Origin of the sequence: Pseudomonas sp. NPDC087697 (assembly GCF_044743155.1) — a bacterium.
GTDB lineage: Bacteria > Pseudomonadota > Gammaproteobacteria > Pseudomonadales > Pseudomonadaceae > Aquipseudomonas.
In genome coordinates this window covers 46,635-71,653 of the sequence record NZ_JBIUVW010000022.1, presented here as the reverse complement: position 1 = coordinate 71,653, position 25,019 = coordinate 46,635, and the positions used below count along the sequence as shown (strand labels likewise).

The window sequence follows — 25,019 nt, the reverse complement described above, 5'->3', positions numbered from 1 at the left end:
CAATGGACATAGGCATGGTCGAGCACCTTCCGTGAGCGGAAATTGACCTGTCCGTGGAAAAGGTCTATCCCTGATTGAACCTGTTTTCAGCACGCTATTAGGGAAGATAATGGCTGTCAAAGTAAGTATTGCCATGGTGTCAATCATGCGTGCCGGGCTCGCGGACGGGCTGGGCGTGAAGTACAAGCGTCTCGCGGAGGCCATCGAAAAGGCCATTCACGAGGGCTTGATCGAACCTGGCTGCAAGTTACCGCCTCATCGACTGTTGTCCGACAGCCTGGGCGTTACCGTTGGGACTATCAGTCGTGCTTACGCTGAACTGGAGCGCGTGGGGCTGGTGGTTGCTCGCGTAGGAGATGGCACTTATGTGCGTCAGCGCGGTATGGAGCGTCCGCGCGACGGTGGCTTTCGCAATGTCAGCGATGAGCCACAGCCCTGTTTTGACATGAGCCGCAACCAGCCGATTCCCGGGCAGGAGGCCCTGTTTCTGAGTCAGAGTTTGCAGGCGTTGGCCTGTGATTCAGAGACGTTGCAGAGGATCAGCGGTTATACCGTCGATGCCGGGTTGCTGCGGTATCGGTCTGCGGGTGCACGTTGGCTTAGTCACAAGGCATTTGTTCCCAGTGCGGAGCAGGTGATTTGCGTCAATGGCGGCCAGCACGGGCTGCTCTGTGCACTGATGGCCTTGCTTAAGGCGGGCGATACGCTGGTGACCGAGCAATTGACGTATCCGGGGCTGATCAGCGTCGCACGCATGCTCGGGATAAAACTCATGGGGCTGGGGATGGATGACGAAGGATTGTTGCCATCCACGCTGGATGAGGCTTGCCGTAATCACCGGGTGACTGCGCTGTACTGCACGCCGACGATCCAGAATCCTACAGCGGCAGTGATGTCTGCTGCGCGGCGCGAGGCTATCGCTGAGGTCTGTCGAGAGCACAATCTGCTGATCATTGAGGACGAAGCCCATGCCGTGTTGGCGCAAGAACGTCCGTTACCCCTGAGCTTTTTCGCACCAGAGCGCACGATTCTGATTGGCTGCGTGAGCAAGGCTGTCTCGGCCGGATTGCGCGTCGGTTACCTGCATGCGCCGCAACCCTTGGTCAGTCGTTTGTCGGCGGCCGTGCGGGGTACGTGCTGGATGGCCACGCCGTTGACGCTGGAGCTGATCGCCTCCTGGATCGAAAACGGTGTCGCCGAGCAATTGCTGGGGCAACAAATAGCAGAAATCATTCGCCGCAAAGCCTTGGTCACCGGGCTACTCAAGGGGCTTGAGTACAAAACCCACCTCCACAGCCCACATTTCTGGATCGAAGTGCCCGAGCCTTGGCGTGCATCGCAGATCGAGGCTGAGCTCAAACAGAACGGTTACCTGATCGCTACTGCCGAAGCGTTCGCCGTCGGGCATGCGAGCGTGCCGCAGTTCATTCGGGTGAGTGTTTGTAATACGTCCGGGGATGACAGGTTGCTGAGGGAAGGGTTTGAGGCAGTGGCGAAGGCATTGGGAGACGGGTTTACAGCAGTGGATATCGTGTAATCGTCCTTCGCGAGCAAGCCCGCTCCCACACTGGACCGTATTTACCTTGAGGTCGCGGTCAAATGTGGGAGCGGGCTTGCTCGCGAAAGCGGTGTAACAGGCGCCGAAAAACTACTTGAAGCGCCGCTCAACGCCTTTTTCCACCAGAATCTTCGCCGAAATCTCTTCCACGGAAAAATGCGTGGAGTTGATGTGCGGGATGTTCTCGCGGCGGAACAGGTTCTCGACTTCACGTACTTCGAACTCGCACTGGGCGTAGCTCGAATAGCGGCTATTGGGCTTGCGCTCGTTGCGGATCGCAGTGAGGCGGTCCGGGTCGATGGTCAGGCCGAACAGCTTGTGCTGATGGGCGCGCAGTGCCGTTGGCAGTTGCAGGCGTTCCATGTCGTCTTCGGTCAGCGGGTAGTTGGCCGCGCGAATACCGAATTGCATGGCCATGTACAGGCAGGTCGGGGTTTTGCCGCAGCGCGACACGCCGACCAGAATCAGGTCGGCCTTGTCGTAATAGTGGGTGCGGGCGCCGTCGTCGTTGTCGAGGGCGAAGTTCACCGCCTCGATACGCTCCATGTAATTGGAGTTGTGGCCAATGGAATGGGACTTGCCGACCGAATACGACGAGTGCTCGCTCAACTCTTGTTCGAGAGGCGCGAGGAAGGTCGAGAAAATGTCGATCATGAAACCATTGGAGGTCGCGAGAATCTCACGAATATCCTGGTTGACGATTGTGTCGAAGATGATCGGACGAAATCCGTCCTTTTCGGCGGCCATGTTGATTTGTTGTACCATGGCCCGCGCTTTATCCACGCTGTCGATGTACGGGCGTATGGCTTTGCTGAAGGTAATGTTTTCAAACTGCGCCAACAGGCTTTGACCCAGGGTTTCGGCTGTAATGCCCGTGCCATCGGAGATAAAGAAAGCAGATCGTTTCATTTGCGCCTTGGGCCTTAAGCTGGTGACGATTCTTGGATATGATAGGCGCGATTTGCCGGCCTGGATTGGCCCGCATTCTCACTTATTTTCCAGGTCCAGGCCATATTGCTGGCAAATGCTCCTAATGAGCCGCCAGCGCCCTGAGCTTTTCCAACACAGTTAGTGGAGAGATCACCTTGGTAGAGTACGTAGTTTCCCTCGATAAGCTCGGCGTCCACGATGTAGAGCATGTGGGGGGCAAGAACGCATCCCTGGGCGAGATGATCAGTAACCTTGCGGGCGCCGGTGTATCGGTCCCAGGTGGCTTCGCCACGACGGCTCAGGCTTATCGTGATTTTCTCGAATTAAGTGGTTTGAACGACCAGATCCACGCAGCCCTCGATGCGCTGGACGTCGATGACGTGAACGCCCTGGCGAAAACCGGTGCGCAAATCCGTCAATGGATCATGGAAGCCGAGTTCCCGGAGAAGCTCAACGCCGAAATCCGCACCGCGTTTGCCACGCTGTCGGCCGGTAACCCGGACATGGCCGTGGCCGTGCGCTCCTCGGCAACTGCCGAAGACTTGCCGGACGCCTCTTTCGCCGGCCAACAGGAAACCTTCCTGAACATCCGTGGTGTCGAAAACGTCATTCGCGCTGCCAAGGAAGTGTTTGCTTCTCTGTTCAACGACCGTGCCATTTCCTACCGCGTGCACCAGGGCTTTGACCACAAGCTGGTTGCCCTGTCGGCTGGCGTGCAGCGTATGGTGCGTTCGGAAACCGGCACTGCCGGCGTGATGTTCACTCTGGATACCGAGTCGGGCTTCCGTGACGTGGTGTTTATCACCGGCGCCTACGGTCTGGGCGAAACCGTCGTACAAGGCGCGGTGAACCCGGATGAGTTCTACGTCCACAAAGGCACGCTGGCTGCGGGTCGTCCGGCGATCCTGCGCCGCAACCTGGGCAGCAAAGCCATCAAGATGATCTACGGCGACGAAGCCAAGGCCGGTCGTTCGGTCAAGACCGTCGATGTCGACAAGGCCGAGCGTGCGCGTTTTTGCCTGACCGATGCCGAGGTCAGCGAACTGGCCAAGCAGGCGATGATCATCGAGAAGCACTACAAGTGCCCGATGGACATCGAATGGGCCAAAGACGGCGATGACGGCAAGCTGTACATCGTTCAGGCTCGCCCTGAAACCGTGAAGAGCCGTACCTCGGCCAATGTCATGGAACGTTACCTGTTGAAAGAAACCGGCACCGTGCTGGTTGAAGGTCGCGCCATCGGTCAGCGCATCGGCGCTGGTAAAGTGCGCATCATCAAAGACGTTTCCGAGATGGACAAAGTCCAGCCGGGCGACGTTCTGGTTTCCGACATGACCGACCCGGACTGGGAACCGGTCATGAAGCGCGCCAGTGCCATCGTCACCAACCGTGGCGGCCGTACCTGCCACGCGGCGATCATCGCCCGTGAGCTGGGTATTCCGGCCGTCGTCGGTTGCGGCAACGCCACCCAGCTGTTGAAAGACGGCCAGGGCGTGACCGTTTCCTGCGCTGAAGGCGACACTGGCTTCATCTTTGAAGGCGAGTTGGGCTTCGACATCAAGAAAAACTCCGTCGACGCCATGCCGGAGCTGCCGTTCAAAATCATGATGAACGTCGGTAACCCGGATCGCGCTTTCGATTTCGCGCAGCTGCCGAACGCCGGTGTGGGCCTGGCCCGTCTGGAGTTCATCATCAACCGCATGATCGGTGTGCACCCGAAAGCACTGCTGAACTACGACGGTCTGCCGTCGGAAATCAAGGACAGCGTCGACAAGCGCATTGCCGGTTACAACGATCCGGTCGGCTTCTATGTCGAGAAACTGGTCGAGGGCATCAGCACCCTGGCCGCCGCGTTCTGGCCGAAAAAGGTCATCGTGCGTCTGTCGGACTTCAAGTCCAACGAATACGCCAACCTGATCGGCGGCAAGCTCTACGAGCCGGAAGAAGAAAACCCGATGCTGGGCTTCCGTGGCGCTTCGCGTTACATCAGCGAGTCGTTCCGTGACTGCTTCGAACTCGAATGCCGTGCGCTGAAACGCGTGCGCAACGAGATGGGCCTGACCAACGTCGAAATCATGGTGCCGTTCGTCCGTACCCTGGGCGAAGCCAGCCAGGTTGTGGACCTGTTGGCCGAAAACGGCCTGGCCCGTGGCGAAAACGGTCTGCGCGTTATCATGATGTGCGAACTGCCGTCCAACGCGATCCTCGCTGAAGAGTTCCTCGAGTTCTTCGACGGTTTCTCCATCGGTTCCAACGACCTGACCCAGCTGACCCTGGGCCTGGACCGTGACTCCGGGATCATCGCGCACCTGTTCGACGAGCGTAATCCGGCGGTCAAGAAATTGCTGTCCAACGCGATTCAGGCCTGCAACAAGGCTGGCAAATACATCGGTATTTGCGGTCAGGGGCCTTCCGATCACCCGGACCTGGCCAAGTGGCTGATGGAACAGGGTATCGAAAGCGTTTCGTTGAACCCGGATTCCGTACTGGAAACCTGGTTCTTCCTGGCTGAAGGTCAGGCTGCGGTCTGATGTGTTGAGTGAAGGGGCTGATCGATGATCGGCTCCTTTAGGATTCAAGTAGGGCGGCATCCAGATGGACCCCGCCCTTTTTTGTGCAAGAGCATTATGCAAAGCAGCAGCAACCTATTTCCTGTCGCCTTGATCAGCGCCGAGCGTCGCGGCGATCTGAGCGAGGACGTCTATCGCTTGAAACCCGGCAACAGTCCGGACGGCACCGTCGAGCTGGCGGTCACCCGCCTGGGCATGGCCGATGAGCCCTCCGTGCGTGGCGTTCCGGTGATTTTGCTTCACGGCAGTTTTTCCAATCGGCGTTTCTGGTTTTCCCCCAAAGGTCTTGGTCTGGGCGCCTATCTGGCGCGCGCCGGTTTTGATGTGTGGATACCGGAAATGCGCGGTCACGGCTTGTCCCAGCGCAACCAGAACTATCGAAAGAACCGCGTTGCCGACTATGCCCGTTACGATCTGCCGGCGATTGCTGCGTTCGTTCGCGAGCAAAGCGGTCAGGTTCCGCACTGGATTGGTCATTCACTGGGTGGCATCACCCTGGCGGCAGCGCTGGGTGGTCAGTACCTGGGTGAGCCAGCTGTGGCCTCTGCCGCATTTTTTGGTACGCAGGTCAGTCGCACCTATTGGCCGCTGAAATTTCCCCCGGTGGAGTGGAGCGGGCGGTTTCTCTTGAAGCGTTTCGCACAGATTTCGGGCTCTCGTCTCAAGCGTGGCCCAGAGGACGAGCCGATTGGCCTGGCCCTGGAAGGTATGCGTTGGTATGGCTTGTTCGGACGCTTTGGTGATGCCGAGAAAGACTGGTGGGCCGGGCTGGCCGAGGTTCAGGTTCCGGTCTTGGGCGTCAGCGCGACCAGCGATCATCAGGACCCGGATTGGGCTTGTCGCAAGCTGTTCGATCAGATCGGTTCCGAGCACAAACAGTTCATCTGTCTGGGGCGTGAGCAGGGCTTTTCGGACAATTTTGGGCATGTTGAAATGCTGGTCAGCAAAGCCGCACAGGCCGAAGTCTGGCCATTGGTGCAGCGCTGGCTGACAGATCAGCAGGCGCCGTTAGTGGCTGGCAAGCCGGATTTGGCTACAGCAGTCTGAGTACGAATGCTCTGACAAGAGCGTTTCGTTCAGATCAGCTAACGGCTAAGATATGACGTATTGAGCTGTTCTGGTCACAATCGGTTGCTGAGTCAGCCTTATGTTCGTGCCCCTTGAGCGTCTGATCAATCTGGATGAAGGTTATCGGCGGACGTTCCAGGTCGAAGGGCGTAGCCTGCTGTTGTTGGTGCTGGATAATCAGCCGTTATTGCTGATAGACAGCTGCCCACATAAAGGCGCGCCGCTGAGCAGTGCGACATTGTCGGGAAATATCCTGCGTTGTCAGCGCCACGGCATAGAGTTTCAGTTGCCCAGCGGCGTTCCGGTGCAGGCGCCGTGTCCTGGCTTGAGCATGCTGAAGGTGGCTTACGAAGGTGATCGCATCGGGATCGATGTTTAATATCCTTTGCGACTACACGTTTCAGTTCTGTAATCCCTGCGATTTTCGACAGTCCACAATCGTGTTCTTTCTCTTACAGGAGTTTCTCGATGAACCATTACCTAACTCCCGACCTGTGTGATGCCTACCCGGAACTGGTGCAGGTGCTGGAGCCGATGTTCAGCAATTTTGGCGGCCGTGATTCCTTCGGCGGCGAAATCGTTACCATCAAGTGCTTCGAAGACAACTCGCTGGTCAAGGAGCAGGTCGAGCTCAAAGGGAATGGCAAGGTGCTGGTGGTCGATGGCGGTGGTTCGCTGCGCCGCGCCCTGCTGGGCGATATGCTGGCCGAGAAAGCCGCGAAAAACGGTTGGGAAGGGCTGGTGATCTACGGCTGCATCCGTGACGTCGACGTCATTGCGCAAACCGATCTGGGCGTGCAGGCGCTGGCCAGTCATCCGATGAAAACCGACAAACGTGGCATCGGTGATCTGAACGTTGCGGTAACCTTCGCCGGCGTGACTTTCCGTCCGGGTGAATACATCTATGCGGACAATAACGGCGTGATCATCTCGCCAAGTCCGTTGAAAATGCCAGAATAAATAACTGATTCAAGCCAGGGGTGAGGATGTTCGAGGAAGAAAACGCGCAGTGGGGGCTGGTGCATGCCCTGGTGCTGGATGGTAAAGGCGGTGCGCGTTGGCTTGCCCGGATTGAACTGGATGACCTGCAACTGCAACCCCATGAAAGCCTCTGGCTGCACTGGGACCGTAGTCACCCGCAAACTCAGACCTGGTTGCGTAAATCCAGCGGTCTGAGTGAGTTCAGCTGTGACCTGCTACTCGAAGAGAACACCCGGCCGCGCCTGTTGACGCTGCCGGACTCCGAGTTGCTGCTGTTTTTGCGCGGAATCAACCTCAATCCAGGTGCCGAGCCTGAAGACATGGTGTCGGTTCGGATCTTCGCCTCTGCTCAGCGGGTGATTTCCCTGCGTTTACGGCCGTTGCGCGCCACCGATGAGTTGCTGGTGCAACTGACTGAGGGCAAGGGGCCGAAAACCACCTCCGAACTGGTCCTTTATATGGCTCAGTACCTCACCCATAAAGTGCAGGATCTGGTCAGCGATCTCTCGGAAATCGTCGATGATGAAGAAGAAAAGCTGGATACCGACGAACGGTATACTCCGGAGCATGGCGCCATTTTGCAGATCCGTCGGCGAGCGGCAGGACTGAAGCGCTTCCTTGCCCCGCAGCGGGATATCTTCGGTCAATTGACGCGGATAAAATTGCCATGGTTTGTCGACGATGACGGCGACTACTGGAACGAATTGAACAACAGCCTGACGCGTTATCTGGAAGAGCTGGAATTGACCCGAGAGCGCGTAGGGCTGGTGCTTGAGACTGAAGATCGGCGTTTGAGCGTGCGCATGAATCGCACTATGTACCGCTTCGGGATCATCACCGGGATCTTTTTGCCGATGAGTTTTTTGACCGGGTTACTCGGCATAAACGTCGGTGGAATTCCTTTTTCCGGGAACCCTTATGGCTTCGTGATTGCCTGCCTGATGATGGTGACAGTGGCGGTGGGGCAATGGTGGTTGTTCCGGCGTTTGCGCTGGGTATGAGGGAGAGCCATGTGACCCGAAGAATTTTGATCGCGTCTTTCACAGATATCACGAGAGGTGCGTATGCACGATCCGTTTGAACAGTCCTTGCGCGACATGCTCAAGGCATCACCGTCCACCCGTGACGACGATGCCTGCCTGGGGCGTGTGCTGAAAACCGCCAACCGCCAGGTTGGCGCCGGTGATCTGTTCAGCCTGCTGGGCCGCTGGCTGCCCGCGCTGATGATTGCCCTCAATAACGGATCGGCCCATGTCTCGCCGGTTTCCCGTCGTAAACCTACTGCTCGCACTGCTGATAAGGCTGATTGAATATGGAACTTGATCTCTGGACTCAGAGCCTCGTCACGGCAATGACAGCGTTGTGGACCAAGGTAGCAAACTTCATTCCGAACCTGTTCGGCGCACTGGTAGTGCTTTTGCTGGGTTTTGTCGTGGCCAAGCTGCTCGACACCCTGCTCTCCAAATTACTCGCAAAACTGGGCCTGGATCGCTTGATGGGCGGTACCGGTTTGACCAAGCTGCTGGCTCGCGCAGGCCTGCAGGTGCCGATTTCGACCCTGATCGGCAAAATCGTTTATTGGTTCGTTTTGCTGATTTTTTTGGTTTCTGCTGCAGAATCCCTTGGCTTGGAGCGAGTTTCGGCTACGCTCGATATGTTGGCGTTGTATGTGCCGAAAGTATTTGGCGCCGCGCTGGTGTTGCTGGTGGGCGTGTTGCTCGCACAATTGGCCAATGGGCTGGTGCGTGGCGCCGCAGAAGGTGTAGGACTGGATTACGCATCGGGCCTGGGACGTATCGCTCAAGGCCTGGTGATCATCATCAGTATTTCGGTCGCGATCAGCCAGCTGGAGGTCAAAACCGACCTGCTGAACCATGTGATCGTGATTGTTTTGATTACCGTTGGTCTGGCAGTTGCCTTGGCCATGGGGTTGGGAAGCCGGGAAATTGCCGGCCAGATTCTTGCGGGAATCTATGTGCGTGAGTTGTATCAGGTTGGGCAACAAGTGCGTGTTGGTGAGGTCGAAGGCCAGATCGAAGAGATTGGCACGGTTAAAACTACATTGCTGACCGACGAGGGTGAGCTAGTCTCACTTTCCAATCGGATCCTCCTGGAACAGCATGTAAGTAGCCGCTAACCCGGCAAACCCTGCTAATGTATGCCGCCGCAAAATGCCCGATACCCTGGGTTGCGGCGGACATTGACCTGACTGTCGGCCCAACTTGTTTTGAATAAAGCCCAATCGCTATCCATGCGCTACGACCCCCGCGAGCTCTCTGATGAGGAGTTGGTCGCGCGCTCGCACACGGAGCTGTTTCACGTGACGCGCGCCTACGAAGAGCTGATGCGGCGTTATCAGAGAACATTATTTAACGTTTGTGCACGGTATCTCGGGAACGATCGTGACGCAGATGATGTCTGTCAGGAAGTGATGTTGAAGGTGTTGTACGGTTTGAAGAACTTTGAGGGGAAATCGAAGTTCAAAACCTGGCTCTACAGCATCACGTACAACGAATGCATCACACAGTATCGGAAGGAACGGCGTAAGCGTCGCTTGATGGACGCTTTGAGTCTGGACCCCCTTGAGGAAGCGTCTGAAGAGAAGGCGCCGACACCTGAGGAAAAGGGTGGACTTGATCGCTGGTTAGTGTATGTGAACCCGATTGACCGGGAAATTCTGGTGCTACGATTTGTCGCAGAGCTGGAGTTTCAGGAGATCGCAGACATCATGCACATGGGTTTGAGTGCAACGAAAATGCGGTACAAACGCGCTCTTGACAAATTGCGTGAGAAATTTGCAGGCATCGCTGAAACTTAGTTCAGCGCAAATATCTCTTACGTGTAGGCAAGTTCTGATAGACTTGCCGCCGAGTTGTCCCCCGGTTTGCGGGACTGCTTTACAATCACCAGATGGGGATTTAACGGATGAAACTGAAAAACACCTTGGGCTTTGCCATTGGTTCTCTTATTGCCGCTACTTCGTTCGGCGCTCTGGCACAAGGCCAAGGCGCGGTCGAAGGTGAGCTGTTCTGGGGTAAAACCTGGAACCATAGCGTTGACTCTTACCAGAACGGCCGCACTGGTCCTGGCGCCTCGATCGGTTACTTCCTGACCGACGACGTTTCTGTGAATGCCACCTACCGTTCGGACGACTACACTCGTTCTGACAGCAACACTGGTAACCAGAAAATCCGTGGCGATCACTTTGGTCTGAAGTCCCAGTACCACTTCGGTACTGTTGGCGATGCCATCCGTCCTTACGTTGAAGGCGGTGTTCAACACGGTAGCATGACCAACGTCGCTGCTGACGGCCACACTGGTCGTGACCAGTCCACCTACCTGACCACTGGTGCTGGCGCCAAGTGGTACATCACCGACAACTTGTACGCTCGTGCCGGCCTTGAAGCCGACTACAAGCTGGACAACGGTCGTTGGGACTACCAGGCTCTAGTTGGCTTGGGCGTTAACTTCGGCGGCACTGGCGGCAAAGTTGCTCCAGCTCCAGTAGCTGCAGCACCGGCTCCAGAGCCAGCTCCAGAAGCTCCAGTTGCTGAAGTTGTTCGCGTTCAACTGGACGTGAAATTCGACTTCAACAAGGCTGTTGTTAAGCCAAACAGCTACGGCGACGTGAAGAACCTGGCTGACTTCATGAAGCAGTACCCGAACACCACCACCGTTGTTGAAGGTCACACCGACAACGTCGGTCCTGACGCTTACAACCAGAAGCTGTCCCAGCGTCGTGCTGACGCTGTGAAACAAGTTCTGGTCAAGGATGGTGTTGAAGCTAACCGCGTTCACTCGGTTGGTTACGGCAAGTCCCGCCCAATTGCTGACAACAGCACTGACGCTGGCCGCGCTGCAAACCGTCGTGTAGAAGCGCAGGTTGAAGCTACTGCTAAGTAATTAGCGTGTAGTTCGGAAAAGCCCGGCTTCGGCCGGGCTTTTCTTTGCCTGCGATTTGGTCTTTTTGAACGGATCGCAGCCTGCGGCAGCTCCTACGCTAGATAGGCGTTCCAGCGCTCCTCCGTAGGAGCTGCCGCAGGCTGCGATCTTTTAGCATTGTCACAGGCTGCCACCGCACCGATCACCAGGATAGCCGGGCTTTTCAGTTGGAAGCTGTGGGCGTCTTCCTGCATCGCTGTGAGGTTGCTCCGACATTCCCTCTGGTGTGGCAATGAAGCATTTTCAATCATCGCCACAGGCGTATCAGCAGCCATCCCGCCGGCCAGCAATTGCTCGCCAATTGAGCTCAATTTCGCCACGCCCATGTAAATCACCAGCGTTGTACCGCTTTGGGCCAAGGCTCGCCAATTGAGCTCGCTGTTGTCCTGAGTGTGCGCGGTGACCAAGGTTACGCCACGGGCGACGCCGCGCAGAGTCAGGGAAATATCGCATTGCGTTGCGCCGGCCAGGCCTGCGGTGATGCCATTGACCAGCTCGACCTCAATTTCACGTTCGCGCAACCACTGTGCTTCTTCACCGCCGCGTCCGAAAATGCACGGATCGCCGCCCTTGAGCCGCACCACGCATTTGCCTTGGCGGGCATAACGCAGCATCAAGCGATGAATGAACGCTTGCGGAGTAGAGCGGCAGCCACCGCGTTTGCCGACCGCAATAATGCGCGCCTGCGGGCAATGCACCAGCACGGCTTCGTTGACCAGATCATCGATCAGCACCACATCGGCTTCATTCAGCGCCCGAACGGCTTTGAGGGTCAGCAATTCAGGGTCACCGGGACCTGCACCCACCAGCCAGACTTTTGCGCTCATGTTCTATTCCTCACGACGTGATTGCGATGGGCTGCACTTTGGCCGCCAACAGACGCTTGATTTCCGGGACACAGGAGCCGCATTGCGTGCCACAACCCAGTTGTTGTTTCAGGCCCTGCAAGTCCAGACCGCTGCGAATACCGGCGCACACCGCGTCTTCGCTGACGTTCTTGCAGTTGCACAGGGTTTTGGTGGCGCTGACGGATGAGCCTGCACTGCCAGGTGGGGTGCTCAACGGCGCCAATAGCCAGCGCCGTAATTGCTCGTCGGCGCGGCCTTCCAGCCAGAGGTTTTGCAGCCAGTGTTGTGCGAGGGTTTCACCGGCCAGACGAATGGCGGTAATCCGACCGTGTTCGATGCGCACTCGTTTGCCAATGGATCGCTGCGGATCGTCATAGGCCAAGACTGGGCCATCGTTGAGTCCCAGTTGTTGATCGATGTCATGCAGCAATTGCGGATCAGGCGCCTGGGCGCTGGCAGCGCGAATCAGCAACGCTGGGCGTTCACGGCCGGCCAGGCTGAGGCTGACGTAGGCAAAGTCCTCGCAGAGCGGTCGTAAGGTCTCGAAATGCTGCTGAACATCGCCCTCAACCAGTGCGAACAAATGCCATGGCAGTTTTACCGGTTCGATACGCACGCCGCTGTGTTTGAGTTCGGGTTGTTTCGACAGGGGGTCGAACGCCGGCTGCGTGACCGCATTTACGCCGCCCTTGAGGAAACGGTCGCCCCAGTGCATCGGCAGAAACGCCTGACCCGGGCGCACGCTGTCATCACTGCCGACGGCGACGATCAGGCTGCCTCGACGGCTTTTGAGGTTGACCAGATCGCCGTTCTGCAGCCGATACCGACGCAACTCATCAGGATGCAGGCTCAGCAGGGCTTCGCTGACGTGGCCGAACAATTGTGCTGCGGTGCCAGTGCGGCTCATGCCGTGCCATTGATCGCGCAGACGTCCGGTGATCAGGGTCAACGGAAAGCGTGCATCGCGTTGCTCCTTGGCGGCGCGATAAGGGTCGGCGACAAACTGTGCACGGCCACTCTCGGTAGGGAAAATCCCGTCCACATAAAGCCGTGGCGTTCCTCTCAAGGCGCCACCCGGGAACGGCCATTGCTGTGGGCCGAGGCGGTCGAGCAGCGCGTGGCTGATCCCGCAGAGGTCCAGATCCCGTCCGCGTGTCAGTTGTTTGTATTCATCAAAGACCTGCGCCGGTTGTTCGAAGGCAAACAGGCTGGGCAGTCCAGGACGTAGACGCCGTTCCAGGCGTTGTGCGAAATCCACGGTGATCGCCCAGTCCGGGCGCGATTCACCTGGTGCGCTGATGGCGCGGCGAACGTGGGAAATCCGCCGTTCAGAGTTGGTCACCGTGCCTTCCTTCTCACCCCAGCTGGCGGCAGGTAGCAACAGGTCGGCGAAGGGTGCGGTTTCGGTAGTGCGAAAGGCTTCTTGCAGCACCACGAATGGGCAAGCCTGCAACGCCGCGCGCACGGTTTGCTGATCCGGCAGCGACTGCGCCGGGTTGGTGCAGGCGATCCACAGCGCTTTGATCTTGCCGCTCTGGACCTGCTCGAACAGTTCGATGGCGGTTAGCCCGGTCGTGTCAGGTAGTTTTTCAACACCCCAGTAATCCGCCACTTCAGCGCGATGTTGCGCGTTGGCCGCTTCGCGATGACCTGGCAGCAAGTTCGACAAGCTGCCGGTTTCGCGTCCGCCCATGGCATTCGGCTGACCGGTGAGCGAGAAGGGGCCTGCACCTGGGCGGCCGATTTGTCCGGTGGCCAGGTGCAGGTTGATCAGCGCACTGTTTTTTGCGCTGCCGGCAGTGGACTGATTCAGGCCCATGCACCACAGCGAAAGAAAACTCGGTGATGTGCCGACCCACTCGGCGCATTGCTGCAGTTGTTCAACGCTGATCCCGCAGAGTTGCGCGACTATTTGTGGGGTGTAGTCGCGCACCAGGCTCTTCAGTTCGGCCAAGCCTTCAGTGTGTGCCTTGATGAACTCACGGTCGACCCAGTCTTCCCACAGCAGCAGGTGCAAAATCCCATGGAACAGCGCGACATCGGTGCCGGGCAGTATGGCCAGATGCAGGTCGGCGAGGTCGCAGGTGTCGGTACGCCGTGGGTCGATGACGATGACTTTCATCTGCGGGCGGCGGGTTTTGGCTTCTTCCAGGCGACGAAACAGCACCGGATGGGCGTAGGCCATGTTGCTGCCGACGATCATCACGCAATCACTCAATTCAAGGTCTTCATAGCTGCAAGGCGGAGCGTCTGCACCCAGGCTGCGCTTGTAGCCGACTACCGCCGACGACATGCAGAGTCGCGAATTGCTGTCGATGTTGTTGGTGCCGACCAATGCTCGGGCCAGTTTGTTGAAGGCGTAGTAGTCCTCGGTCAGCAGTTGCCCCGAGATATAAAACGCCACGCTGTCCGGGCCGTGCTCGGCGATGGTGTCGGCGAAAACGCTGGCGGCGTGATCGAGGGCGGTGTCCCAATCGGTACGGCTGCGGGCCATACCTTTGCCGAGGCGCAGTTCCGGGTACAGCGCTCGCGCCGCGAGGTCGCCAGTGAGGTGCAGCGTCGAGCCTTTGCTGCACAGCTTGCCGAAGTTGGCCGGGTGCGTCGGGTCGCCGCTGACGCCGAGGATCTGCTCGCCGTCATGCTCGATCAGTACGCCGCAACCCACCCCGCAGTAACAGCAGGTCGAGGCGGTCGTCTGGCGGCTCATCAGCCTGCTTCCCGCAGAGCCAGCATGACCCGACCGTTCTCCACCCGTGCCGGATGGTGATGGGCGCAGCCGACATCAGGCGCCAGGGCTTGACCGGACTCGAGGTCGATCTGCCAATTGTGCAACGGGCAGGCGACGCGTTTGCCGTAGATCAGTCCCTGGGACAGCGGCCCGCCCTTGTGCGGGCAGCGGTCGTCGAGGGCGAAAACCTCATCGTCGCTGGTGCGAAAAATCGCGATGTCACCTTTTGGTCCGCTGACGATGCGCGAGCCCAAGGCATTGATTTCTTCGAGTGCGCAGATATCCAGCCAGTTCATGCCGGCACCTCCAGGTTTTTCACGGGGATGACATCGAATTCCTTCTTCAGCAGCGGCTGCTCAAGGCGTTCTTTCCACGGGTCCTGTTCGAACGACAAGGAGAATTGCAGGCGATCGTTGAGCGCTTTGCGACGCTCCGGGTCCTCCAGCACGGCTTTCTTGATGTGTTCCATGCCGACCCGCTGCAGGTAGTGCACGGTGCGCTCGAGGTAGAAGGCTTCTTCGCGATACAGCTGCAGGAAAGCGCCGTTGTATTCGCGCACTTCTTCGGCGGTTTTCAGTTTGACGAAGAACTCCGCGACCTCGGTTTTGATCCCGCCGTTGCCGCCGATGTACATCTCCCAACCAGAGTCGACGCCGATGATCCCTACGTCCTTGATCCCGGCTTCCGAGCAGTTGCGCGGGCAGCCAGAGACCGCCAGCTTGACCTTGTGCGGCGACCACATGTTGAACAGGTCATGCTCCAGTTCGATGCCCAGTTGCGTGGAGTTTTGTGTGCCGAAGCGGCAGAACTCGCTACCGACGCAGGTTTTCACTGTACGAATCGATTTGCCGTAGGCATGGCCGGACGGCATGTCGAGGTCCTTCCAGACACCGGGCAGATCCTGCTTCTTGATCCCCAGCAAGTCGATACGCTGGCCGCCCGTGACCTTGACCATGGGCACGTTGTACTTGTCGGCCACATCGGCAATGCGCCGCAGCTCCGACGGATTGGTCACACCGCCCCACATCCGTGGGACTACCGAGTAAGTGCCGTCTTTCTGAATGTTGGCGTGGGCCCGTTCGTTGATCAGGCGTGATTGCGGATCGTCCCTGGCCTCGCCCGGCCAGGTGGAAATCAGGTAGTAGTTGAGCGCCGGGCGGCAGGTGGCGCAGCCATTCGGGGTGCGCCAGTTCAGGTAGCTCATGGTCCCGGCGATCGTCAACAGATGCTCTTCGCGGATCGCTTGGCGGATCTGTCCGTGGTTGAGGTCGCTGCAACCGCAAATGGCTTTTTCGCTTTTCGGTTTGACGTCCGCCGCGCCGCCGACAGTGTTGATCAGAATCTGCTCCACCAGCCCGGCGCAGGAACCGCAGGAACTGGCCGCCTTGGTGTGCTTCTTGACCTCGTCGACGCTGAACAGGCCGTGTTCCTGAATCGCCTTGACGATGGTGCCCTTGCAGACGCCATTGCAGCCGCAGACTTCGGCGCTGTCGGCCATGCTCATGGCTTTGTCCTGGCCCTGGTGGCCTACATCGCCTAACGCATTTTCACCGAACATCAGGTGATCGCGGATTTCGCCGATGGCGTGGTTCTCACGAATCTGCCGGAAATACCAGCCGCCATCCGCTGTGTCGCCGTACAGACAGGCGCCGACCAGCACGTCATCCTTGATCACCAGTTTTTTGTAGACCCCGCCGATGGGGTCGGAGAGGGTGATGGTTTCGGTGCCTTCGCCGCCCATGAAGTCGCCGGCGGAGAACAGGTCGATGCCGGTGACTTTCAATTTGGTTGAGGTCACCGAGCCCGAATAGCGGGCAAACCCCAGTTGCGCCAGGTGGTTGGCGCAGACCTTGGCTTGCTCGAACAGCGGCGCCACCAGGCCGTAGGCGATGCCACGGTGACTGGCGCATTCGCCGATTGCGTAGATGCGTGGGTCATAGGTTTGCAGGGTGTCGTTGACCAGAATCCCGCGGTTGCACGGGATGCCGGATTTTTCCGCGAGTTCGGTGTTGGGACGAATGCCGGCCGCCATCACCACCAGGTCAGCGGGGATGATGTCGCCGTTCTTGAACTGCACCGAGCCGACCCGGCCATTGCCGGCATCGTGCAGGGCCTGGGTCTGTTCGCACAGGCGAAAGTGCAGGCCACGACCTTCCAGGGCGGTTTGCAGCAACTGGCCGCTGGTTTTGTCCAGTTGCCGTTCCAGCAGCCACTCGCCAAGGTGCACCACGGTCACGTGCATGCCGCGCAGCATCAGCCCATTGGCCGCTTCAAGGCCCAGCAGGCCGCCGCCGATGACCACCGCGTGCTTGTGGGTTTTGGCGGTGTTGATCATGGCCTGGGTGTCGGCGATGTCGCGGTAACCGATGACGCCCTGCAAGGTATTGCCAGGGATCGGCAGGATGAACGGTGTCGAACCGGTGGCGATCAGTAGACGGTCGTATTCGGCTTCGCTGCCGTCTTCGGCGATGACCCGGCGTTTGACCCGGTCGATCTCCACTACTTTGCGGTTGAGCAGCAGCTTGATGTTGTTGTCCAGGTACCAATCCAGGTCGTTGAGCACGATTTCGTCGAAGGTCTGCTCACCCGCCAGCACTGGCGAAAGAAGAATGCGGTTGTAGTTGGTATGGGGCTCGGCGCCGAAGACCGTGATGTCGTACAGCTCGCTACTCAGCTTGAGCAATTCTTCCAGGGTGCGAACCCCGGCCATGCCGTTGCCGATCATCACCAGTTTTAGTTTTTTCATCAGGTTCTCCGGGGAGCTCAGACTTGCCTCATCAGGGTGGTCAGGCTGGCTCGAGATATTTTGCGCAAACAAAAAAAGGCGTCCCGCTAGTTACCTAGCGAGGACGCCTTTGTCCTGGTCCCGTTCTCTCGGGAAGCCCGGCCTTCGTCGTTGAAGGCTGGGCTTTATGTATGGTGAAAAAGGTAATGCAGCGGTCGTGCCAAGTGGCGCAAGGGCGTATTTACGGACGTTTCATATGAGTAACGGGCATTTTTAATGCACCAGATAAAGGCGCAATGCCCGGTTTTGAAGCAGAAAAATCAAAAGATCGCAGCCTACGTGGGATCGCGTACACCTGTAGGAGCTGCCGAAGGCTGCGATCTTTAAAAATCAACCATGAAATGCCAGATACAACAGCACCACATTGATCATCAACAACACCAGCGCCAACGTGCGCCACACCTTCAATGGTTCACGCTCCAGCAACGGCCTGGGTCGCACACTCAAACTGCGCCGTTCGCCTTGCTCCAGCAGCAGCAACCATTCCTCCGCCGTTTCATAACGTTGCGCCGGATCGGCGCACACCGCGCGTTCCAGGCTTTGCCCTAGCCAGTCCGGCAGGTCCGGCCTATAGCGGTTGGCGCTGACTGGCGAGCCAAAGCGCGGACGTTGAAAGGCTTCGATTTCTCCGTAGGGATAATGCCCGGTGGCCAGGTAATAGAGCGTCACGCCGACCGCATACAGATCCTGTTGCGGTGTTGGTGAAATCCCGTTGAACGCTTCCGGGGCAATGTAGCTCGGGGTGCCCGGCAGCGCGTTCGATTGGTCTTCGGATAAGCCAGTGCAGTACGCCAGACCGAAATCCAGCAGCCGTAACTCGCCGTCCTCAGCCAGCAGCAGGTTTTCCGGTTTGATGTCGCGATGGAAGATCTGCCGCCGATGCAGCATGCCCACGGCCCGCAGCAGACGTTCGGCCAGTTGTTGCCATTGGGGCAGCGGCAACGGACCGTTCTGCGCGAACAGTTCAGCCAGGGTCAGCCCCGGATACTCGCGCATCACGTAATACAGGTGCTGACGTTGAGCTGCCGGGTGTATTTCCGGAAAGCTGCGACCGGCAACGCGCTTGAGAAACCACTCTTCGGAGAGCAGCGCCTGTGCGGCCGCGGTGTCGTTGTTCAACTGCAAGGGGAGTGTTTTCAGTAGCCAAGGCTGTTGCTGCCCATCACGAACACGGTAGATCAGCGACTGCTGACTCTGCCCGAGCAGCCTCTCGACGTGCCAGCCTTCGAAGGATTGACCGGGTTTGAGCGGCGGCGGCAATGGCCATTGCTGCAGTTGAATCAGCGTATCACCGATGCTCGTTTCACCGAGGGTGTCGACCCGCACCAGCAGCGCGCTGGCGTTGTCCTGACTGCCGGCCAGGTGAGCGGCGTTGACCAGGGTTTGCGCAGCACTGTCGAGGTCGGGCTGATCGCGCAGAATGGCCGCGATGGCGGTGTCGCCCAGCGTCGCCCAAACGCCATCGCTCAGCAGGACGAAACTCTCGCCGGTGCGCAGTTCGCCGTCGAGAAAGTCCAGCACCAGATGCTGATCCAGTCCCAAGGCGCGCTTGAGCACATGCTGCATGCCCGGTTGTTCCCAGACGTGGTCCTCACTGATGCGCAGCAATTGGTCGGCGTGCCAGCGATACACCCGACAATCGCCGACATGCGCCAGGGTGAAGCGTCGACCGCGCAGCACCAGCGCACTGACGGTGGTGAGCAACGGCTGGCCACCGCCGTTGGCCTGCAACCAGCGATTCTGCGCCAGCAGCAGGCGGTCCAACGCTTGCGCCACAGCCCAGGTCTGCGGCGTGGCGTAGTAGTCGAGGGCCAGAGCCTGCAAGGTCGCGCGGGCCGCGAGTCCGCCATCGGCGCATTGGCTGACGCCGTCGGCGATGGCGAACAGGAACCCTTTGCTCGCCGCCAGTTCAGCGGCGGGCGTGACCAGGCGCAGGGCGTCCTGATTTTCGTCCCGTGGGCCGATGGCGCTGGCCTCGGCGAAGCTCAATTGCAGGCTCATTGGTGCATCATACCCGCGCTGCGGTCACAGCGGCCGAACCCCAGGTGGTTCTCCAGCGGCGTTTGACCCCGTGCAGGCCAAACCAGGCCAGAACGCCGAGGCTGGCGAACAACCACAAGGCCATCTGATAGCTGCCGGTGCTCTGCTTGATCGCACCCATGCCGGCCGCGAGGGCGAAGCCGCCGATACCGCCCGCCATGCCGATCAGTCCGGTCATCACGCCGATTTCACGCCGAAAGCGCTGCGGCACCAACTGGAACACCGCGCCGTTACCCGCGCCAAGGCCGAGCATGGTGCAGACAAACAGCGCCAGCGCAGCATAGGAGCTTGGCAGGTTGAAACCCACGACAGCAATGCAGATCGCCGCGACGGTATACATGACCAACAAGGTGCGAATACCACCGAAGCGATCCGCCAGTGCGCCACCGAGAGGCCGCATCAAACTGCCACCAAACACACAGGCTGCGGTGTAATAACCGGCGGTGACCGGGCTCAGGCCGTATTGGTCGTTGAAGTAGCCGGGCAGGGCGCTGGCCAGGCCGATGAAACCGCCGAAGGTCACGCTGTAGAAAAACATGAACCACCAACTGTCGCGGTCACCGAGGGCCTTGAAGTAGTCGGCCATGGATTTGGCTTTCGGCCGTTCAGGTGCGTTTTTCGCCAGCCAGGCGAAGATGATCAGCGTCAGGATCAGTGGAATCAACGCGAAGCCAAAGACGTTGCTCCAGCCAAATGACGCCGCCAACAGCGGGGCGATCAGCGCAGCGAACACCGTGCCCGAGTTACCAGCGCCAGCAATGCCCATCGCCTTGCCCTGATGCTGTGGCGGATACCACTGCGAAGCCAAGGGCAGGGCGACGGCGAACGAAGCACCGGCCATCCCGAGGAACAAGCCCAGCAGCAGCGCTTGCTCGTAGCTGTGGATGCCAAGTTTCCAGGCGCCGAACAGGGCGCAGATCACGATCACCTGACCGATCAGCCCAGCGGTTTTCGGTGACAGACGATCCGCCAGCAATCCCATCGCGAAGCGCAAGAAGGCCCCGGCCAGAATCGGCGTGGCCACCACCAGTCCGCGTTGCTGGGTGGTCAGGTGCAGGTCGGCGGCGATTTGCACCGCCAACGGGCCGAGCAGGTACCAGACCATGAAGCTCAGGTCGAAATACAGAAAGGCCGAGAAGAGTGTCGGGGTATGGCCGGATTTCCAGAAGCTTGAATTCATCGCGCACCTCAGCTGTGAAGAGTCTCGAAGGGAGTCATGAGCTTTGCGGTGGGGCGCCGCGACGGCCGCACCACCGGCCCCGGGCTGTGGGGCCAAAACGAAAAAACGCCGCAACCCGCTGCGCTTGTGCGAAAGGGGTGTGCGACGTCTTTGTCGTAGGTGGGGCAACCGCCGTTGGCTACCTGTGTGGTTTACGTAGCGAGATCTGTGCCAGATCCGGAATTTGTAGTGGGACCGGAAAGATCGCAGCCTTCGGCAGCTCCTACATTGGAATGGCGTACACCCTGTAGGAGCTGCCGAAGGCTGCGATCTTTTGCAGGTCAACCACCCAACAACTCACTCATGGCAATGATCTGCTCGGCCACCTGGATCAGCTTTTGTTGGCGGCTCATGGCTTGGCGACGCATCAGGGTGTAGGCCTGCTCTTCATTGCAGTCCTTCATTTTCATCAGTAATCCCTTGGCCAGCTCGATGCGCTTGCGCTCGGCCAGTTGCTGGTCGCGGGCCTGGAGTTGGGCGCGCAGGGCCTGATCGCTTTCAAAGCGCGCCATGGCCACGTCGAGGATCGGTTGCAGGCGTGCGGCATGAATGCCTTCGACGATGTAGGCGCTGACGCCGGACTTGATCGCCTGACGCATGACGTCGGGGTCGTGCTCGTCGGTGAACATCACGATCGGATGAGGCTGGTCACGGCTGACCAGCACCACTTGCTCCAGCACATCACGGCTCGGTGACTCGGTATCGATCAGGATCACGTCTGGACGCACCATTTCGACGCGCGCAGGCAGGTCGATGGTCAGGCCGGACTCGTCGACCACCTCAAACCCGGCCTCGGTCAGTGCCGCCTTGAGGCGTCCGACCTTCTTCGCAGTGTCGTTGATCAGCAGGATACGCAACATGTTTGCAGGCTCCTGTCAGCGGCGGGCGAGAAGGGCGGGGGTGTCGGTCATGGCGTGCAGCTTGAAACTGCGGGCATACGCCGCCGGGTCCGAACCATTCCATATTTTACCGTCGATCAACTGACTGCTGCGCATTTCCTGCCCCTGGGTCGCAACGCCCAGCGCGCTGGCTGCGTCGCGGTAGACACCGAGTTGCTGGACCTGACGCGCCACTTGCAGATAGTCCGGGTCTTCTCGCAATAAGCCCCAGCGCCGGAATTGGGTCATGAACCACATGCCGTCGGACAGGTACGGCAAGTTGACGTCGCCGCCACCGTGAAAGCGCAGCGCGTGAGGGTCCTGCCAGCGATTGCCGAGGCCGTCGGCATAATCGCCCAACAAACGCGGTTCGATGCAGTCGAGCGGTGCGTCCAGATATTCGGCAGCGCTCAACAGTTGCGCGGTGCTTCGGCGATTTTCCGTGCTTTGTTCGATGAAACGACTGGCCTCGAGGATCGCCATGACCAGCGCCCGAGCGGTGTTCGGGTATTGCTCGACGAAGGCGCGGGTGCAGCCAAGGACTTTTTCCGGGTGGTCGGGCCAGATGGTCTGGGTCGTCGCCATCGTGAAGCCGAGGTTTTGTTTCACCGCGCTGGCGCTCCACGGTTCACCGACGCAGAAACCGTCGATACGCCCGGCCTGCAAGTGCGCGACCATTTGTGGCGGTGGCACCACGACGCTGTCGACATCCCGCAACGGATGGATGCCTTGGCTCGCCAGCCAGTAATACAACCACATGGCATGGGTGCCGGTGGGGAAGGTCTGGGCGAAGGTGAGTTTTGGGCGACTTTGGTGCACGTGGCGGTCCAGCGCTTCAGGACTGGTCACGCCCAGCCCTTGCAGGCCGTGAGAGAGGTTGATGCTCTGGCCGTTCTGGTTCAGCCCCATGAGCACGGCCATGTCCGTCGCCGCAACGCCGCCGATGCCCAGGTGCACCGCATAGATCAAGCCATAGAGGCTGTGGGCGGCATCGAGTTCACCGCTGACCAGTTTGTCCCGCAGGTTGGCCCACGACGATTGGCGCTTGAGGTTCAAGGTCAGCCCGTAGGGTTGGGCGAAGCCCTGAGTCGCGGCAACCACCACTGACGCACAGTCGGTCAAGGCCATGAAGCCAAGGTTGATCGCGGTTTTTTCCGGGGCATCGCTGCCGTTGACCCAGGCCAGCGGTCCTGCTTCAGGTTCAATCATCAAATAAGCACCTTGCATGAAAAAAGCGCCGTCCCCAGGCCCCTTGTGTAAACCAGGCCAGGTGACGACGCCGTTGTCCTTTCGATTCGCAACCTGGCACTCATCCCGCCGTTGGCATGGGTGCACATAACCCAGTTGGTGCAAGGCATATGCCATTGACGGCTGATTTCGTCGTGCGCCTCGCTTGCGACCCCGATGCCCGGCTATAATCGCCGCCTTATTTCGCCGCCAACCGAGTCAAATTCGCCCATGTATACCCTGGCCCGCCAACTGTTGTTCAAACTCTCCCCGGAAACCTCCCACGATCTGTCCCTGGACCTGATCGGCGCAGGTGGGCGTTTGGGTCTCAATGGCTTGCTGTGCAAGGCGCCAGCGAAGATGCCGGTGAATGTCATGGGCCTGGACTTCCCGAACCCGGTGGGGTTGGCGGCTGGTCTGGACAAGAACGGTGCGGCCATCGACGGGTTTGCTCAATTGGGTTTCGGCTTCGTCGAAATCGGCACCATCACTCCGCGTCCACAGCCAGGCAATCCAAAACCACGGATTTTCCGCCTGCCGCAAGCCGAAGCGATCATCAACCGCATGGGGTTCAACAACCTCGGCGTCGATAATCTGCTGGCACGTGTAGCGGCTGCCAAATACAAAGGCGTGCTGGGGATCAACATCGGCAAGAACTTCGACACGCCGGTTGAACGTGCGGTCGACGATTATCTGATCTGCCTGGACAAGGTCTACGCCCATGCCAGCTACGTGACGGTCAACGTCAGTTCGCCGAACACCCCGGGCCTGCGCAGCCTGCAGTTTGGTGACTCGCTCAAGCAATTACTCGCAGACCTGGCTCAGCGTCGGGAAGAACTGGCACTGCGCCACGGCAAGCGTGTACCGCTGGCGATCAAGATCGCACCGGACATGACTGACGAAGAAACCGTTCAGGTGGCGCAAGCGCTGATCGAAACCGGGATGGACGCGGTGATCGCGACCAACACCACCCTGAGCCGCGTAGGCGTCGAAGGCATGGAGTACGGTGACGAGGCCGGCGGCTTGTCCGGTGCACCGGTACGCGACAAGAGCACTCACACGGTCAAGGTGCTGGCGGCTGAGCTGGCCGGGCGTTTGCCGATCATCGCGGTTGGCGGCATTACTGAAGGCAAGCACGCGGCTGAGAAAATCGCTGCGGGTGCCAGTCTGGTGCAGCTGTATTCGGGCTTCATTTACAAGGGCCCGGCGCTGATTCGTGAATCCGTGGATGCCATCGCCGCGTTGCGCTAACGAAAATCGTCCCCCGTAGCAGCTGGCGTAGCCTGCGTTCGGCGGCGCAGCCGTCGTGAAATCAGACACTGCGGTTTTTCAGGTACACCGTGCACATAGGGTTTACGACTGCTTCGCAGCCGAACGCAGGCTACGCCAGCTGCTACGGGTACGGTACGGGTGCGGGAAGTGAGTGAACATAAAAAAGGGCTCCTCGAAGGAGCCCTTGGGCCGAAGCCCGCCGTCCGGAGAGGACGTGCGTGGTTAAGTCATTGCGTAATCAGATTGTCGTGTCGGAATGTGTGCCCTGTTTAGCCGACGGCGTGAAGTTCGTTGAGTCTATGGATCCCCGCAGTGCCGGTCATACCGTCCCAGTTGTCGCCGCGTCCTTCTCGCCAGCCGTTGATCCAGGCTTGACGTACCGACGGTAGAGTAAATGGGCAAAGCTCACGGGATTTTCCACCAACGCCATATTGATATCCGCGCAAAAATGCTCTTTCCAACGGATCACGCTTAAGTCTTCTCATAGGGTGTTTCCCTCACTTGTTGACTGTATTTGTCGCGTCGACCTCTATCGAGGTCAGGCAGAAAAATTTCTGCCGTTGGTGGCTCGCTGCCGGCGTCACGAGCCAAGGTGTTGACGTCGTTGCGGCGTCAACCTGTATTGAGTTCTAACCAATGCGTCACATCGAGGGAATGATCGTTTTGTCATAAGAACGTAACGATAAAGATGCTATGGCCATAAGTAACACGATGTAATTCCCGTGGTCATTGGTCAAAGCCCGCTATGATCAGCCTCTCGCTAGATGATGAGGCTAATACTTTAGTGAGAATGGCCACCCGTAGCACTCGGGTATTATTCGACGAAGGGTCGAGTTATGACATTTTGTTGCATAGAATTTTTTATCTGCCCGGGCATCTAAGCTCATTCAACCGGTTGGTTGGCTGTGCGGCCAGGGTGGGACGGCACACTTTCGTGCCACGCGAGCGCTCTTCAAGAAAAGCGCTTGATTGA

At 58.9% G+C, this 25,019-nt stretch carries 21 protein-coding genes; 11 read left to right on the top strand and 10 right to left on the bottom strand.

Going from position 1 to position 25,019, the window contains the following annotated elements:
• Window positions 1–109: 109 nt before the first annotated feature.
• Window positions 110–1,537, top strand: a complete 1,428-nt coding sequence (locus ACIPIN_RS16655; protein ID WP_401120273.1) for a PLP-dependent aminotransferase family protein — start codon at window positions 110–112, stop codon at window positions 1,535–1,537.
• Between the two features lie 111 nt (window positions 1,538–1,648).
• Here the strand turns inward: ACIPIN_RS16655 and ACIPIN_RS16650 are convergent, their stop codons facing one another.
• Window positions 1,649–2,467, bottom strand: a complete 819-nt coding sequence (locus tag ACIPIN_RS16650; RefSeq protein WP_401120271.1) for a pyruvate, water dikinase regulatory protein — start codon at window positions 2,465–2,467, stop codon at window positions 1,649–1,651.
• Window positions 2,468–2,643: 176 nt separating this feature from the next.
• Here ACIPIN_RS16650 and ppsA point away from each other — a divergent pair, with 176 nt between their 5' ends.
• The 9 genes from ppsA to ACIPIN_RS16605 all read left to right on the top strand — a co-directional run bounded on the left by ppsA (window position 2,644) and on the right by ACIPIN_RS16605 (window position 11,010).
• Window positions 2,644–5,019, top strand: coding sequence for a phosphoenolpyruvate synthase (ppsA, locus tag ACIPIN_RS16645; protein WP_401120270.1), 2,376 nt, complete (start codon window positions 2,644–2,646; stop codon window positions 5,017–5,019).
• A gap of 96 nt (window positions 5,020–5,115) precedes the next feature.
• Window positions 5,116–6,105, top strand: a complete 990-nt coding sequence (locus ACIPIN_RS16640; RefSeq protein ID WP_401120268.1) for an alpha/beta fold hydrolase — start codon at window positions 5,116–5,118, stop codon at window positions 6,103–6,105.
• A gap of 100 nt (window positions 6,106–6,205) precedes the next feature.
• Window positions 6,206–6,505: a Rieske (2Fe-2S) protein gene (locus ACIPIN_RS16635; protein WP_401120266.1), complete on the top strand. Its 300-nt coding sequence runs from the start codon at window positions 6,206–6,208 to the stop codon at window positions 6,503–6,505.
• An 89-nt stretch (window positions 6,506–6,594) separates the two neighbouring features.
• Entirely contained in the window at window positions 6,595–7,086 is a 492-nt protein-coding gene (rraA, locus tag ACIPIN_RS16630; protein ID WP_262112211.1) for a ribonuclease E activity regulator RraA, read from the top strand.
• A gap of 26 nt (window positions 7,087–7,112) precedes the next feature.
• Entirely contained in the window at window positions 7,113–8,108 is a 996-nt protein-coding gene (locus tag ACIPIN_RS16625; RefSeq protein WP_401120264.1) for a zinc transporter ZntB, read from the top strand.
• 63 nt (window positions 8,109–8,171) lie between these two features.
• On the top strand, window positions 8,172–8,417 hold the full coding sequence (locus ACIPIN_RS16620) for a CrfX protein (protein WP_123425628.1): 246 nt from the start codon (window positions 8,172–8,174) through the stop codon (window positions 8,415–8,417).
• A gap of 2 nt (window positions 8,418–8,419) precedes the next feature.
• On the top strand, window positions 8,420–9,244 hold the full coding sequence (locus ACIPIN_RS16615) for a mechanosensitive ion channel family protein (protein WP_123425629.1): 825 nt from the start codon (window positions 8,420–8,422) through the stop codon (window positions 9,242–9,244).
• Between the two features lie 90 nt (window positions 9,245–9,334).
• A complete protein-coding gene (sigX, locus tag ACIPIN_RS16610) occupies window positions 9,335–9,925 on the top strand; it encodes an RNA polymerase sigma factor SigX (RefSeq protein WP_401120263.1) in 591 nt (196 codons plus the stop codon).
• 107 nt (window positions 9,926–10,032) lie between these two features.
• On the top strand, window positions 10,033–11,010 hold the full coding sequence (locus tag ACIPIN_RS16605) for an OmpA family protein (RefSeq protein WP_401120262.1): 978 nt from the start codon (window positions 10,033–10,035) through the stop codon (window positions 11,008–11,010).
• Between the two features lie 92 nt (window positions 11,011–11,102).
• Here the strand turns inward: ACIPIN_RS16605 and cobA are convergent, their stop codons facing one another.
• From cobA to ACIPIN_RS16565, 8 genes are all read right to left on the bottom strand, one after another.
• Window positions 11,103–11,876: a uroporphyrinogen-III C-methyltransferase gene (cobA, locus tag ACIPIN_RS16600; protein ID WP_401120261.1), complete on the bottom strand. Its 774-nt coding sequence runs from the start codon at window positions 11,874–11,876 to the stop codon at window positions 11,103–11,105.
• Window positions 11,877–11,886: 10 nt separating this feature from the next.
• Window positions 11,887–14,604 (bottom strand): molybdopterin-dependent oxidoreductase, encoded by a 2,718-nt coding sequence (locus ACIPIN_RS16595; RefSeq protein WP_401120260.1) that lies wholly within the window; start codon window positions 14,602–14,604, stop codon window positions 11,887–11,889.
• On the bottom strand, window positions 14,604–14,921 hold the full coding sequence (gene nirD, locus ACIPIN_RS16590; protein ID WP_054593246.1) for a nitrite reductase small subunit NirD: 318 nt from the start codon (window positions 14,919–14,921) through the stop codon (window positions 14,604–14,606). The genes ACIPIN_RS16595 and nirD overlap by 1 nt, the downstream gene beginning before the upstream one ends.
• Entirely contained in the window at window positions 14,918–17,371 is a 2,454-nt protein-coding gene (gene nirB / locus ACIPIN_RS16585) for a nitrite reductase large subunit NirB (RefSeq protein ID WP_401120258.1), read from the bottom strand. The genes nirD and nirB overlap by 4 nt, the downstream gene beginning before the upstream one ends.
• A gap of 369 nt (window positions 17,372–17,740) precedes the next feature.
• The gene (locus ACIPIN_RS16580) at window positions 17,741–19,411 is read right to left on the bottom strand and encodes a protein kinase (RefSeq protein ID WP_401120257.1); all 1,671 of its coding nucleotides are present in this window, start codon (window positions 19,409–19,411) and stop codon (window positions 17,741–17,743) included.
• 7 nt (window positions 19,412–19,418) lie between these two features.
• Window positions 19,419–20,630 carry a nitrate/nitrite transporter gene (locus ACIPIN_RS16575; protein ID WP_401120256.1) on the bottom strand — a complete coding sequence of 404 codons (1,212 nt, stop codon included), beginning with the start codon at window positions 20,628–20,630 and terminating at the stop codon, window positions 19,419–19,421.
• 320 nt (window positions 20,631–20,950) lie between these two features.
• Window positions 20,951–21,529: an ANTAR domain-containing response regulator gene (locus ACIPIN_RS16570; protein ID WP_401120255.1), complete on the bottom strand. Its 579-nt coding sequence runs from the start codon at window positions 21,527–21,529 to the stop codon at window positions 20,951–20,953.
• Window positions 21,530–21,544: 15 nt separating this feature from the next.
• Window positions 21,545–22,756, bottom strand: coding sequence for a CmpA/NrtA family ABC transporter substrate-binding protein (locus tag ACIPIN_RS16565; protein ID WP_401120254.1), 1,212 nt, complete (start codon window positions 22,754–22,756; stop codon window positions 21,545–21,547).
• Window positions 22,757–23,005: 249 nt separating this feature from the next.
• On the opposite strand from ACIPIN_RS16565, the gene ACIPIN_RS16560 reads away from it, so the two are divergent.
• The gene (locus tag ACIPIN_RS16560) at window positions 23,006–24,025 is read left to right on the top strand and encodes a quinone-dependent dihydroorotate dehydrogenase (protein WP_401120253.1); all 1,020 of its coding nucleotides are present in this window, start codon (window positions 23,006–23,008) and stop codon (window positions 24,023–24,025) included.
• 290 nt (window positions 24,026–24,315) lie between these two features.
• Here ACIPIN_RS16560 and rmf read toward each other — a convergent pair whose 3' ends face one another.
• Window positions 24,316–24,531, bottom strand: coding sequence for a ribosome modulation factor (rmf, locus tag ACIPIN_RS16555; RefSeq protein ID WP_003223300.1), 216 nt, complete (start codon window positions 24,529–24,531; stop codon window positions 24,316–24,318).
• Between the last annotated feature and the right edge of the window lie 488 nt (window positions 24,532–25,019).